Source organism: Ruegeria sp. O5 (genome assembly GCF_056535105.1).
The window spans coordinates 239,097-253,059 of the sequence record NZ_JBQERN010000001.1; the positions used below are offsets into that span (position 1 = coordinate 239,097).

At 58.5% G+C, this 13,963-nt stretch carries 12 protein-coding genes; 10 read left to right on the forward strand and 2 right to left on the reverse strand.

Annotated elements, in window-relative coordinates; translation table 11 throughout:
• The first annotated feature begins 211 nt into the window (after nt 1–211).
• The 6 genes from purS (at nt 212) to ACR0M3_RS01180 (ending at nt 8,626) form a co-directional block, all read left to right on the forward strand.
• Entirely contained in the window at nt 212–442 is a 231-nt protein-coding gene (purS, locus tag ACR0M3_RS01155) for a phosphoribosylformylglycinamidine synthase subunit PurS (protein WP_480909320.1), read from the forward strand.
• A gap of 3 nt (nt 443–445) precedes the next feature.
• Nucleotides 446–1,489 carry a zinc-dependent alcohol dehydrogenase family protein gene (locus tag ACR0M3_RS01160; protein ID WP_480909323.1) on the forward strand — a complete coding sequence of 348 codons (1,044 nt, stop codon included), beginning with the start codon at nt 446–448 and terminating at the stop codon, nt 1,487–1,489.
• An 11-nt stretch (nt 1,490–1,500) separates the two neighbouring features.
• Nucleotides 1,501–2,169 (forward strand): phosphoribosylformylglycinamidine synthase subunit PurQ, encoded by a 669-nt coding sequence (gene purQ / locus ACR0M3_RS01165; protein WP_480909326.1) that lies wholly within the window; start codon nt 1,501–1,503, stop codon nt 2,167–2,169.
• Nucleotides 2,170–2,238: 69 nt separating this feature from the next.
• A complete protein-coding gene (locus tag ACR0M3_RS01170; RefSeq protein ID WP_480481076.1) occupies nt 2,239–3,984 on the forward strand; it encodes a sensor histidine kinase in 1,746 nt (581 codons plus the stop codon).
• Between the two features lie 12 nt (nt 3,985–3,996).
• A complete protein-coding gene (locus tag ACR0M3_RS01175; RefSeq protein WP_480476731.1) occupies nt 3,997–5,331 on the forward strand; it encodes a sigma-54-dependent transcriptional regulator in 1,335 nt (444 codons plus the stop codon).
• A gap of 502 nt (nt 5,332–5,833) precedes the next feature.
• On the forward strand, nt 5,834–8,626 hold the full coding sequence (locus ACR0M3_RS01180) for an Rne/Rng family ribonuclease (protein WP_480898367.1): 2,793 nt from the start codon (nt 5,834–5,836) through the stop codon (nt 8,624–8,626).
• A gap of 43 nt (nt 8,627–8,669) precedes the next feature.
• On the opposite strand, the gene ACR0M3_RS01185 is transcribed toward ACR0M3_RS01180, so the two are convergent.
• Nucleotides 8,670–8,903, reverse strand: a complete 234-nt coding sequence (locus tag ACR0M3_RS01185) for a sulfurtransferase TusA family protein (protein ID WP_480481072.1) — start codon at nt 8,901–8,903, stop codon at nt 8,670–8,672.
• A gap of 106 nt (nt 8,904–9,009) precedes the next feature.
• On the opposite strand from ACR0M3_RS01185, the gene ACR0M3_RS01190 reads away from it, so the two are divergent.
• The 4 genes from ACR0M3_RS01190 to ACR0M3_RS01205 all read left to right on the forward strand — a co-directional run bounded on the left by ACR0M3_RS01190 (nt 9,010) and on the right by ACR0M3_RS01205 (nt 13,328).
• Nucleotides 9,010–9,762 (forward strand): cytochrome c biogenesis CcdA family protein, encoded by a 753-nt coding sequence (locus tag ACR0M3_RS01190; RefSeq protein ID WP_267364596.1) that lies wholly within the window; start codon nt 9,010–9,012, stop codon nt 9,760–9,762.
• 62 nt (nt 9,763–9,824) lie between these two features.
• Nucleotides 9,825–11,027 carry a hypothetical protein gene (locus ACR0M3_RS01195; protein WP_480505280.1) on the forward strand — a complete coding sequence of 401 codons (1,203 nt, stop codon included), beginning with the start codon at nt 9,825–9,827 and terminating at the stop codon, nt 11,025–11,027.
• The gene (locus ACR0M3_RS01200) at nt 11,024–12,373 is read left to right on the forward strand and encodes a cytochrome P450 (RefSeq protein WP_480909329.1); all 1,350 of its coding nucleotides are present in this window, start codon (nt 11,024–11,026) and stop codon (nt 12,371–12,373) included. Before ACR0M3_RS01195 ends, ACR0M3_RS01200 begins: the two co-directional genes overlap by 4 nt.
• A gap of 73 nt (nt 12,374–12,446) precedes the next feature.
• Nucleotides 12,447–13,328 (forward strand): fructose bisphosphate aldolase, encoded by an 882-nt coding sequence (locus tag ACR0M3_RS01205; protein WP_480909332.1) that lies wholly within the window; start codon nt 12,447–12,449, stop codon nt 13,326–13,328.
• Between the two features lie 3 nt (nt 13,329–13,331).
• Here ACR0M3_RS01205 and ACR0M3_RS01210 read toward each other — a convergent pair whose 3' ends face one another.
• Entirely contained in the window at nt 13,332–13,934 is a 603-nt protein-coding gene (locus tag ACR0M3_RS01210) for a DNA-3-methyladenine glycosylase I (protein WP_480537815.1), read from the reverse strand.
• Nucleotides 13,935–13,963 lie beyond the last annotated feature (29 nt).

Sequence of the window (13,963 nt, forward strand, 5' to 3'; positions counted from 1 at the left end):
TTGCGTGTGGCCGGGCCGTTTGATCAGGTGACTATTCCGAAGTTTCCAACTGCTGCGCCAACAAAACTACTCAGGTCCAACTGACGGCGCAGGATCGTCACTCGCCTGCGGCAAACTGCGTTTGAAACAGGGTTGTCGAAACCCATCAGGCGCGCTATCCCCCGCGCAACGAAATGGGCCTTGTATGCGGCCCACAGTTGGAGTTGCCAAAATGAAAGCACGGGTTCATGTGATGCTCAAGAACGGGGTGCTGGACCCGCAGGGCGAAGCAGTACGGCACGCATTGGGTGCAATGGGCTTTGATCAGGTCGAAGGTGTACGTCAGGGCAAAGTCATCGATCTTGAGCTTGCCGATGACGCGACCGAGGCAGACGTGACCGAAATGTGCGAAAAGCTTTTGGCCAACACCGTCATCGAACGCTACGAGATCGAACTGGTCTGATTGATGCGGGCCGCGCGTCTGATCACCTATCGTCAACCGCTTGAGGTGTCGACGATCCCCGACCCGGTTCCCACCGAAGACGGTGTTGTGGTGCGGGTGCTGGCTTGCGGCGTGTGCCGGTCCGACTGGCACGCCTGGTCGGGCTCAGACCCCGACGTTGTCCTGCCCATGACACCCGGCCACGAGTTTTGCGGCGAGGTGGTCTCGGTTGGTGCGCGCGTCACACGGTGGCGTGTCGGGGACCGGGTGATTGCGCCCTTTATCCTTGCCTGTGGGCATTGCCCGGACTGCGCGCAGGGTCATCAGACAATCTGTCCGAACCAGGTCGTACCCGGCTTTACCTGTGACGGGGCCTTTGCTGAATATGTTGCCGTGGCTCATGCCGATGCCAACCTGTCATCCTTGCCCGACAGCATCGCGCCTGAAATCGCCGCCGCATTGGGGTGCCGCGTAACCACGGCGTGGCAGGCGCTTGTTGGCCGGGCGCAGGTACAGGGTGGCGAGTGGATCGCTGTCTTTGGCGGCGGCGGCGTCGGAATATCAACGATTCTTCTGGGCAAGGCGCTCGGCGCGCGTGTTATCGTTGTCGATATCGCCGAGGACAAGCTGGCCTATGCCGAAACTCTGGGCGCCGATGCGGTGGTCAACGCTGCGACATGCGATGCCCCTCAGGCGGTGAAGGACATCACCGGTGGCGGCGCCGATGTTGCGATCGAGGCACTTGGCGTCCAAGCCACGACCGTTTCCGCCATGCGATCCCTGCGCAAAATGGGGCGCATGGTGCAAATCGGAATGCCCGCAGGGGACCATGCGCAGATGTCGCTGCCGATGGATGTGCTCTATTCTGGTCAGCTCTCCGTATTTGGCACCCGCGGGATGCCAAGCTGGCGCTATCCGTCGCTGTTGTCGCTGATCGCGGGTCAAGGGGTCGACCTGAGCCCGCTGGTGACCCGGAAAATAACCCTGAACCAGGTAAGCGCCGAGCTTGCCGCTTTTGACCATCCAACGCCTCCGGGTGTTGCGGTTGTCACAGATTTTGTCTCGTAGGAGGGCCCGCCATGCGTGCAGCCGTAATCGTATTCCCCGGATCCAACTGTGACCGAGATCTTGCCGTCGCCTTTGAGCAGGCCGGTTTTCAGGTCGATATGGTCTGGCACAAAGACGCGGCTTTGCCCAAAGGTATTGATATCGTGGGTGTGCCGGGCGGGTTCTCTTACGGAGATTACCTGCGTTGCGGCGCAATCGCGGCGCAATCGCCGATTTGCAAGGCCGTGGTCGAACACACGCAACGTGGCGGTTATGCCGTTGGAATTTGCAACGGTTTTCAGGTTCTGACCGAAACCGGCATTTTGCCGGGCGCCTTGCTGCGCAATGCCGGGCTGAAATATATCTGCAAGACCGTCGGCCTGAAGGTCGAAACCAGCGACAGCGCGTTTACCAGCGGTTACAACGCAGGCGATGTGATCGGTATTCCGATTGCGCACCACGATGGCAACTATTTTGCGGATGACGCGACACTGGCCGCGCTGAAAGATCAGGACCGGATCGCTTTTACCTATGCCGAAAACCCGAACGGCTCGATCGGGGATATCGCCGGAATCCTGTCGGAAAACCGCCGCGTTCTTGGCATGATGCCGCACCCCGAACGCGCAGCTGATCAGGGTCATGGCGGCACAGACGGGGTGGCGTTGTTCCGCGCATTGTCAGGTGTGTTTGAAGCGGCGTGACTTGAGGTCTCGCCCGCCGGGGCGTAACCTTTTGCCATGAACACAGAAGTTCGATCTGGCTGGTCAAATATGTTGAAACCGTTTCGTGGTGCGCCGCTGGGCTGGCGGTTGCGGCTGGCGGTTCTTGTTCTGCTGGTCGCGACAATTGCAACGGTCTGGGTGACGAACCGGCTGTTGACCGACAGGTTCACCGAATCCACGCGCAACCGGGCAGAGCTGCGACTGACGCTGTATTCGGGCAACTTGCTGAGTGAATTGCGCCGCAACTCGATTGTTCCGCAATTGCTGGCCCGCGACCCGACGTTGATTTCGGCATTGCAGTCAGGCGATTACACCCTGTCTACCCAACGCCTTATTTCATTCGTGGAAGAGATCGGCGCGGCCTCACTGGTATTGCTGGACAGCGACGGGCGCACAGTTGCCGCGACCGACCGGAACAGGTTGGGCGAGGGGCACCGGAACACGCCCTATTTTGTGGATGCGATCCGCTCGAACGCGACGATATTTTCCGTTATTCCCAAGGATGCAGGCGGATACAGCTTTGTGTATTCGCGCCGGTTGGAGAACGGGGCCGAGTTTCTGGGGGTGATCGTCGTCGAGGTTGACCTGCAAAAGTTCGAACGCGCTTGGGCAGGTATCTCGGATGCGGTGATGGTTACCGACAGCACCGGCAACATCATTTTGTCCACGGAACCCCGCTGGCGCGGGCTGGATGAGAACACGGCGATGCTGCGCCAACCGCCACAAGGGGCGATCCAGCGCGCGATCCGGGCAACAACCGATTGGACCGCGCTGCCGCCTGATGCCTATCTTCAGGGCGAAGCGGTGATGCGGATCGAGACGCGCATTCCGTTCCGCGGCTGGCAGATGACCTCGTTCACGACCTATGCCTCGATCCGGGAAAAGGTGAACAGCGTTCTGGCGCTGGAAATCATGGGGTTTGCGATTCTTCTGGCGCTCGCGTTCTATGCGTTGAGCCGCCGTGCCACGTTGCGCATGACCCTGTTCCAGCGCGAGTCGGCAGAGCTTCGCGCATTGAACGCGCGGCTGCAGCGGGAAATCGCTGAACGTGAACGGGTTGAAAAGACGCTGGATTTGGCGGAACAGACGCTTGCGCAAAGCTCGAAACTGGCCGCCCTAGGCGAGATGTCGGCAGCGGTCAGTCACGAGTTGAACCAGCCTCTGGCGGCAATGAAAACCTATCTGGCCGGGGCCCGTCTGCTGCTGCGCCGCAACCGCCCGGAAGAGGCCCTTGCCAGCTTTGGCCGCATCGATGGTCTGATCGAACGGATGGGGGCAATTACCCGGCAGCTCAAGTCTTATGCGCGCAAGGGTGCGGATGCGTTTTCACCAGTAAATCTTGGTGAAGCGCTGGCCTCGTCCCTGTCGATGATGGAGCCGCAATTGCGTCAGCGACACGTGAAGATCACACAGATCGTACCAGAGGAACCCGTGATCGTGATGGGGGACCGAATGCGCATCGAACAGGTCATGGTCAACCTCTTGCGAAACGCGCTGGACGCCACCAAATCAGTGGCGGAGCCGGATGTGGAAATCATCCTGGCAGCTGGTGACACGGCTGTGCTGACCGTACGCGACAACGGGCACGGAATCGAGGATATCGAAAACCTGTTCGAGCCGTTCTACACAACCAAACAGCCCGGAGACGGTGTTGGTCTGGGGCTTGCCATCTCGTCGGGGATCGTAAACGACCATGGGGGACGGCTGACTGCACGCAACGGCCAATATGGCGGTGCGGTGTTTGAAATGCAGTTGCCTGCACTGGGAAGCGACGGCCTTGAAGCCGCGGAATAACGAGGAATGACTATGGCACAAGCCATGAAAATTGCCATTGTTGACGATGAACAGGACATGCGCCAATCGATCAGTCAGTGGCTCGCTTTGTCCGGCTATGACACGGAAACCTTCGCCAGCGCGGAAGATGCGCTCAAGGTGTTGGGTCCGGATTATCCGGGGATAGTGATTTCGGACATCAAAATGCCCGGAATGGACGGCATTCAGCTTCTCAAAAAGCTGATGGGCGCTGACAGCACGTTGCCCGTGATCATGATCACCGGTCACGGCGATGTTCCGATGGCTGTCGAGGCGATGCGTGTCGGTGCATTCGACTTCCTTGAAAAACCCTTCAATCCCGACCGCATGTCGGAACTGGCCAAAAGGGCCAGCAATGCGCGGCGTCTGACGCTGGACAACCGCGCGCTGCGCCGGGAATTGTCCGGCGGCACCCAGATCATGAACAAGCTGATCGGCGCCAGCCCGGTTATGGAACGTCTGCGCGAGGATATCCTCGATCTGGGTCAGGCGGATGGCCATGTGCTGATCGACGGAGAGACAGGGACCGGAAAGACGCTTGTTGCACATGCCTTGCACGCGGTTGGCAGCCGTGCCGGTAAGAAGTTCGTGCTGGTGTCCTGCGCGGCGCACGAGGAAGACGCGTTGGCCAAACGTCTGTTTGGGCCGATGATGCCTGAAGACGCCCAATTGCCCGCCATCGAAGAGGCGCGGGGCGGAACGCTGGTTCTGGAAGATGTCGAAGCGCTCAACGATTCCCTGCAAGCCAAGCTGCTCAGCGTGATGAACGAGCAGGGCACGCCGGCCGAGACACGCATCGTAGCGATCTCGAACCTGCAAGAGGCGGGAAAAACCTCCGAAGATGTCTTACGGCCGGACCTGTTCTACCGACTGGCCGCCTTGCGCATCACCATGCCGCCCCTGCGCCAGAGGGGCGAGGATATTCTGACCCTGTTTACCCGTCTGAGCGAGCAGTTCGCCGAAGAATACGGCTGCGATGCGCCTCAGGTAAGCGCTCAGGAAGCCGCGCAGCTGTTGCAGGCACCCTGGCCGGGGAACGTGCGCCAGTTGATCAACATTGCCGAACGCGCGGTGCTGCAATCGCGCCGTGGGTCCGGAACGATCGCCTCGCTGTTGATGTCGGATCACGAGGAAATGCAGCCGGTCATGACCACTGAAGGCAAGCCGCTGAAGGAATATGTCGAAGCCTTTGAACGGATGCTGATCGATAACACTATGCGGCGGCACAAAGGCTCAATCGCGTCTGTGATGGATGAGCTGTGCCTGCCGCGCCGGACGCTGAATGAAAAGATGGCCAAATACGGCCTCCAGCGGTCGGACTATCTGTAAACTTTGTGGCGGGGGCTCTGCCCCTGTCGCCTTTGGCGACTCCCCCGGGATATTTTTGGCCAGATGAAGGCGATCCCGCACGCCGTCGCAGGGGCGGTGCAGTTTGCCCATTGTCTTTTCCACAGGACTGCTTTTATTGTGTCCGGACGGGCCGGGCCAGTTTTGTGTCCATAAGCCCCGAATCATTGAGTTTCGCTGCTTTGCTGATGGTGATGACGGATTGTTCGCCGCAAAGCAGACCGATTGTGCCTCATTTGGGGCAATGTAGTACCTGAGTCCGACATGTCGGGCGAAAGGAATAATGGGCAGGCTGCGGCTAACGCGCCTGTCGGAGAAGAACCGCGATGACGCGCGCGCAACGATTGAGTGACCGGGCAGGGGGCCACAGCGCCAGACCCTGCCGCGCGCCGTCCAATATCGCCCTGACAAGACACCTCCCCAAATGTGCCTGTCCACCTGGACGGGTCAGGATAACGCGTTTGGCGCGGTGCACCAAGGACACATGGCTAAGAAAATGCTTATCGATGCCACCCACGCGGAGGAAACCCGCGTCGTGGTGGTCGACGGAAACAAGGTCGAGGAGTTCGATTTTGAATCCGAAAACAAGCGCCAGCTTGCTGGCAACATCTATCTTGCAAAAGTAACACGGGTTGAGCCGTCGCTTCAGGCGGCCTTTGTGGATTATGGCGGGAACCGGCACGGCTTCCTGGCGTTTTCGGAAATTCACCCGGACTATTACCAGATCCCCATCGCCGACCGCGAGGCGTTGATGGAGGAAGAGCGCGCTTATGCCGAGGCCATGAAGGCGCGGGATGAGGCCGACGAGGGCAAGCCGAAAAAGCGGCGTTCTCGGTCCCGATCAAAGGCCGCGGATCTGAAGTCGGACGATTTGGTCGAAACGATGGAAGTTTCGACCGAGCCGACCGGTATGGAAACCATCGATTTTGACGACAGTGACGAAGCGGACATGGAGGTGCCCGAGGGGACATCGCCAATGGAAGTCGTCGCTGAGACCCCTGTTGAGGAGCCTGAGGACAACGAAGCGCCGGAAGCTGTGTCAGATGAAACTGTAGAGGGAACGGCTTCGGAAGACGAGGCAGAGGCTGAAACAGTTGAGTCTTCACAAGACGACGCAGCAGGGGATTCTGATGACGCGGCGGATGTTTCAAGCGCTGACGATGGCGATGAAGCGTCTGAATTGTCTGAAGATGACCAGGACGCAGATGATGGCGACGCGGATGAAGAACACGCAGACGCTGCCGCGAAAGATGACACGATTGAATCCGTGGCCGAGGAAGACGACAGCGAAGACATCCGCCCTCCGCGCAAGCCACGCCCGCGCCGGTACAAGATTCAGGAAGTGATCAAAGTGCGCCAGGTGTTGCTGGTGCAGGTCGTCAAGGAAGAGCGCGGCAACAAGGGGGCAGCCCTGACGACATATCTGTCGCTGGCCGGTCGCTATTGTGTTCTGATGCCAAACACCGCGCGTGGCGGTGGGATCAGCCGCAAGATCACCAACGCGGTTGACCGCAAGAAACTGAAAGAAATCGCCGCGGATATTGATGTGCCCACGGGGGCGGGTTTGATTATCCGGACTGCGGGCGCCAAGCGCACCAAATCGGAAATCAAGCGCGACTATGAATACCTGCAACGCCTGTGGGAGCAGATCCGGGCACTGACCCTGGAATCCATCGCACCTGCGAAGATCTATGAAGAAGGCGATCTGATCAAACGGTCGATCCGGGACCTTTATAACCGCGATATCGATGAGGTTTTGGTCGAGGGCGAGGGCGGATACCGCATCGCCAAAGACTTCATGAAGATGATCATGCCGTCGCACGCCAAGAATGTGAAACGGTACGAGGACGCGCTGCCGCTGTTTGCACGCTATCAGGTGGAAAGCTACTTGGCGGGGATGTTCAACCCGACTGTTCAGCTGAAATCTGGCGGGTATATCGTGATCGGCGTGACCGAAGCGCTGGTGGCAATCGACGTGAACTCGGGCCGGGCCACGAAAGAAGGCTCGATCGAGGAAACGGCGCTGAAAACCAACCTTGAGGCTGCGGAAGAAGTGGCCCGCCAGTTGCGTCTGCGTGACCTTGCCGGTCTGATTGTCATCGATTTCATCGATATGGACGAGCGCAAGAACAATGCGTCCGTTGAAAAGCGTCTGAAGGACAAGCTGAAAACCGACCGTGCCCGCATTCAGGTCGGCCGGATTTCAGGTTTTGGCCTGCTCGAGATGAGCCGTCAGAGGCTGCGCCCCGGTATGATCGAGGCGACCACGCAGCCATGCCCGGCATGCCACGGCACCGGCCTGATCCGTTCGGACGACAACATGGCACTGTCGATCCTGCGTCAGATCGAAGAGGAAGGCACCCGCCGCCGCTCGCGCGAGGTTCTGGTGCGCTGCCCGGTCAGTATCGCGAACTTCCTGATGAACCAGAAGCGCGAGCATATTGCACAGATCGAATCGCGCTATGGCCTGTCTGTACGGATCGAAGGCGATGTGCATCTGGTCAGCCCGGATTTCTCGATGGAGAAATTCAAGACCGCCAGCCGCATTGTTCCCGAAGCGACAGCACCTGTCGTGTCGGTCGATGCCTCGCTGATGGATCTGGTCGATTCTTCGGACGAGGAAGAAACCGAAGAGGATATCGCACCGACCGAAGATGACACCAAACCCAAGCGCAAGCGCCGCCGTCGTCGTCGCAAGAAGGGCGGGGGCAATGGTGACGCGCCGGAACAGGGCGCGGATGACGGTGAAGGGACAGAGCAGGAGGATGCCGCAGGCGAATCCGCTGAAACCGAGACCGCTGTCGAGGCAACCGAAGCCGAAGCGACGGAAGAGGAAAAACCCGCCAAGCCCAAACGCAAGCGCGCTCCGCGCCGTCGTAAGAAAGATGCGGTGGCAGAAGAGGCTTCGGAACAGACAGAAGCAACTGATGCCGATACCGCGGCTGATGCACCGGTAGTTGAAGAGGCGGCCTCAGACGCTGAATCCGAACCTGCCGAGGCGGTTGTCGCCGAGCAAAGCGAAGCGGCTGAGGCTGCTGAAGCTAAGCCGGAAGCAACAGAGGTGGCCGAGCAGACTGAGGAAGTCGCGCAAGCTGAAGCGATCGTTGCGATGGAAGAACCTGAAGTTCAATCTGCCGATGAGCCGGTCGAAGACGCGCCTGTGGAAGAAACACCCGTGGCAGCAGAACCTGAACCGGTGCTTGAAACTGTGGCAGATGAACCTGAGCCAGAATCCGACAGGCCCAAACGGCGCGGATGGTGGTCGTTGGGCAACTGATGAAAGGGCGGGCAGATTTGCCCGCCTTTTTTATATCATTAAGTCAGTCGGATTTTTGGATCAGATAGACCTGATGTTCGCCATCCAAATCCTGAGACAGCAATGTGTGGCCAGCTTCGGCGCAAAAATGCGGGACATCGATGATGGCTGCCGGGTCATCAGCCAGTACACGCAACACAGAACCTTGCGGCATGGATTTCAGCCGTTTGCGGGCCTTGAGGACGGGCAGGGGGCAAAGAAGGCCCAGCGCATCCAGCGTATCTGTAATCTCTGACATGATTTTCGGGATAGGGCGTAGTTGTAATATTGTCCAGATTCCAAGCACGAGGATGTGACTCATTGGCCCCGTGACGGACCGCCAATCATCACTTATGTGCTTAGACATGTTCGGAATAGAAATCATAGACGCGGGGCTGCTGCCCGCCATGTTTGTTGCCCTGCTGGGTGGCCTGATCAGCTTTCTGTCGCCTTGTGTGCTGCCCATCGTGCCGCCCTATCTGGCATATATGAGCGGCGTCACGATCAACGAAATGCAGGATGAGACCCGCGCCCGGCGCAAGGCAACCATGTCAGCGCTGTTCTTTGTGCTGGGCCTATCGACGGTTTTTCTGCTGTTGGGCTTTACCGCATCTGCTTTTGGAGTGTTCGTGCTGCAAAATCAGGTACTTTTTGCCAAGCTGTCGGGGGCCGTTGTCATTGTCTTTGGCCTGCATTTCCTGAATGTCTTCCGCATCCCCTTTCTGGACCGCGAAGCGCGGATCGAAACCGGTGATTCCGGTGGCTCGGTCTTTGGTGCTTATATTCTTGGATTGGCCTTCGCATTCGGCTGGACGCCCTGTATCGGGCCCCAACTGGGCGCGATCCTGTCCCTTGCGGCGACCGAAGCCTCGGTGGCGCGGGGCACGCTGTTGCTGGGTGTCTATGCAGCCGGATTGGGTATTCCGTTCCTGCTCGCAGCCATGTTCCTAAACCGCTCTATGACGGTGATGAACCGGATCAAGCCCTATATGGGTGTGATCGAAAAGGTCATGGGGGGGCTGCTTCTGTTCGTGGGCATCATGCTGGTCACAGGCCTGTTCACCCGCTTCAGCTGGTGGTTGCTGGAAACCTTCCCGGCACTTGCGAATTTCGGCTGAGCGTCTGACCCCCTTACCTTGACCTAAAGCCTGCGTTAACCTGCGCGGCAGAAGGTAAAGGCATGAGCAGTCAGAGAAATCAGTCACAGGTGCGCAAACGCCGGGTGTTCTACATCCCCGGTTATGACCCGATGCCGCCGCGACGATATCGCGAGCTTTACCGAACCGAGTCGCAAGCGCAGGCCCGGATTTCGGGATATGAGATCGCCATGGCTCCCAAGTCCGCGGAGGGTCTGTTCGGCTGGTCCGTGACGTCCATTCAGGACGGTGCGTCCGTCGAGACTGAAATTGAAGTACTGGTCTGGTCAGACATCGTGCGCGACAGCATGTCCGCGTCGATCCCTGCCACCTATGCGCAGTTGGCCCACACGGCGTGGATATACATTTCGACCGGTGCTTTGTGGCGCCTGATGCGGTTGCGCAAAGGCCCGGTGATTGCGGCGCTCTATCCGGTGGCGATGTTGGTGTCTCAGCTGCTGGTTGCGTTTGCAGTCGTGTGGGCATCCGTGGCGATGGCTGGCTGGTGGGGTCTGTTTCCGGGTATCGCCGTTGCGGTTGCGCTGATGCTGTGGTTCCGCAAGATCGACAACCGGTTGTTTGCCTACTACCTGATGCATGATTACGCCTATTCCGCACAGTTAAAGGGGGAAACTCCGCTAAAACTGAAGGAAAGGCTGGCCGCATTCCGCAAAGCGATTGAAGCCGCGCTGATATCCAGTGTGGATGAGGTTCTGGTGGTGGGCCACAGTTCGGGTGCGCATCTGGGGGTGTCTGTTCTGGCCGACCTGATCCGCGACAGGGCCGTGCCGCAACAGGGGGCAGAGTTGTCGTTCCTCAGCCTGGGGCAGGTGATGCCTATGGTGTCCTTTCTGCCAAAAGCGCATGGCCTTCGGTCCGACCTTCAATTCCTGTCCTCCAGTTCAGCCATCACATGGGTCGATGTCTCGGCCCCCGGGGATGGCTGCGCATTTGCGCTGTGTGATCCGGTGGCCGTTACAGGGGTGGCCAGGCCGGACAAACGCTGGCCGCTTGTCCTGTCGGCGGCCTTTACCCAAACCCTGGCGCCTGAACGTTGGAAAGCCCTGCGCTGGCGGTTTTTCCGGCTGCATTTTCAATACCTTTGCGCATTCGATAAGCCGGGTCCGTACGACTATTTCCGAATTACGGCAGGCCCTTTGACGCTGAAACAGCGGTTCCTTGGGCGCACACCTTCGCGCAGCCGGATTGAGACGCCAGTGTCCAAATACACGTCGGTGCGTCCATGACCCCGCCCAAGCCCCAGCCGCGCGCAGACAAGGTTTCCCTACTGCGTTACCTGAAACTGTTTCGTCAGGATCTGCTGTCTGCACAGCCAGCGCGCCTTTATCGCGCGTGGATGGCCGAATTCAGGACACCCTTCTTCCGGTCCTTCCTGGTCAATGAACCGGACCTGATTGACATCGTCCTCAGGAAAAGCCCCGAAGATTTTCCTAAATCGGGCCGGATCAGCGAAGGCCTGCGCCCCTTGCTTGGAAATTCGGTGTTTCTAACCAATGGAGAGACGTGGAAACGTCAGCGACGCATCATTGACCCGGCATTTGAGGGCGGGCGGCTGAAAGACACGTTTCCCGCCATGCTGGCCGCAGCAGACGCTTGTGTTGAGCGGTTGCGCCCCCATGTCGGCAAACAGATCGAAGTCGAAGAACAGACAAGCCACGCCGCAGCAGATGTGATTTTTCGCACCTTGTTTTCGGTGCCGATCGACCACGCCATAGCCAGCAAGGTGTTTGAAAAGTTCCGCAACTACCAGCGCGAACAACCTCTGCTGAACCTTGCAGCTTTCGTTCCGCTGCCCAAATGGATGCCTCGGTTCCACTCCCGGACGACACGGAAAAACGCCGAAGACATTCGTAACCTGATCACTGACCTGACCCATGAGCGGGCAGAGGCGATCAAGGCCGGAACCGCCCCCGATGATCTGGCAACCAAGATCATGACAACCGCTGACCCTGAAACCGGTCAGTTTTTCGGGCCCAAAGAAATGGTTGATCAGGTCGCGATCTTCTTTCTGGCAGGCCATGAAACCAGCGCATCGGCCCTGGCGTGGACATTGTATCTGCTGGCGCTTTATCCCGAATGGCAGGAAAGGATTACTGACGAAGCTGCCGCTCTGGACGACCCGACCTTTGCCTCGGTTTCCAAACTCAAGATCAGCCGCGACGTGTTTCGCGAGGCACTGCGCCTGTACCCACCGGTTCCCATGATGGTGCGAGAGGCCAAGTGCCCACACCAGTTCCGAAACAGAGACGTTCCCAACGGGTCACAAATCGTCATCAGCCCCTGGCACCTGCACCGTCACGAACGGTTATGGGACAATCCCGATGGCTTTGACCCGACCCGCTGGAACAGTGAAAACGGCAAAACATGCCAGCGTAAGGCATATATCCCGTTTTCCGCAGGCCCCCGCGTCTGTACCGGGGCCGGGTTTGCCATGGTCGAAGGGCCGCTGATCCTGTCGATGCTGGTGCGGAATTTCAAATTCGAAACAATCAGCGGCAAAACGCCGGTTCCGGTGGCCCATCTGACCGTTCGATCCAGGGATGGCATATGGTTGCGGCTGGTTGAGCGCTAACAAACTACCATCGGTCCTGACTGTGATGTATGCGGGGGAAGACATCGGAATCATCATTGAACGGGAAAACATTATGGCCAAAGCAGAACAGCGCGCGCAGATGATCAACGGCGCAGGCTTTATCGCGGCATTGGATCAAAGCGGCGGCTCGACCCCGAAAGCTCTGGCGTTGTACGGCGTTGACGCGTCGACCTACGGCTCGGACGCTGAGATGTTCGGCGAAATTCAAAAGATGCGCGCGCGGATCATTCTGGCAAATGACTTCACCAAAGACAAAGTCATCGGTGCGATCCTGTTCGAACGCACCCTTGGTGAAGAGATCGAGGGCCGCAAGGTCGCTGATTACCTCTGGTCGGTCAAAGGAATCGTGCCATTCCTGAAAATCGACAAGGGCCTTGAGGATCAGGCCAACGGTGTTCAGTTGATGAAACCGATCCCCGGTCTGGCCGACACGCTGGCTAAGGCAGAAGGCGTGTTCGGTACCAAAGAACGTTCGGTCATCCACGAGGCCAATGCCGAAGGCATCGCGGCCGTGGTTGCCCAGCAATTCGACGTTGCCCGTGAAGTGACTGACGCCGGAATGGTTCCGATCGTCGAGCCTGAGGTCAACATTCATTCAGAAACCAAGGCTGATGCCGAGGAGATTCTGAAAGCTGAAATCCTGAAGAACCTCGACCAGCTGGGTGAGGGGCAGGAGGTCATGCTGAAGCTGACGATCCCGACACAGGCAAACCTGTATGACGAACTGGCCGACCATCCTCGCGTTCTGCGCGTTGTCGCGCTGTCAGGCGGGTATTCGACCGAAGAGGCCTGCAACCTGTTGGAACAGAACGGCAAAATGATCGCGTCTTTCTCGCGCGCACTGACCGAAGGTCTCTCGAAACAGCAGTCGGACGCCGAATTCAACGCCGCTTTGGGCGGCAATATCGACAAGATCTTCAAAGCCTCTGTCTGATCCTCAGACAGGTTTCGTGAAAGAGCGGCGCAACTGTGCCGCTTTTATTCTGCTGATACAGCCTTTGGCATGGTCATTGACCAGCCCCATGGCCTGCATGAACGCAAACACCGTCGTGGGGCCAACAAATTTCCAACCCCGTTTCTTGAGGTTCTTCGACATGGCCACCGACTCGGGCGATGTTGATGCCGATTGCGGGGGCGGCGGGGTTTCCGCCTCATACCGCCAGACATAGGCTGCCAGCGATCCTTCTGACGCCACCAGTTCCTGCGCGCGGCGGGCGTTGTTGATCACCGCCTCGATCTTGCCCCGGTGGCGAATGATCCCATCATTTTGCAGCAGACGTTCAACATCGGCTTCAGAGAACTCAGCCATCTTGTTGAAATCAAATCCGTAAAACGCTTCTCGGAAATTCTCGCGCTTGTTCAGGATCGTGCGCCAGCTAAGACCCGATTGAAAACTTTCCAGGCACAGTTTTTCGAACAATCGCTGATCATCCGAGACCGGAAACCCCCATTCGTTGTCATGATAGTCAAAGAATTCCGGCGCTGCCTGGCACCAGGAACACCGAGGTTGACCGTCAGGTCCCAATACCGTGTTACCCATGAATGTACCCCTTTTGTTCCTTGAGGACG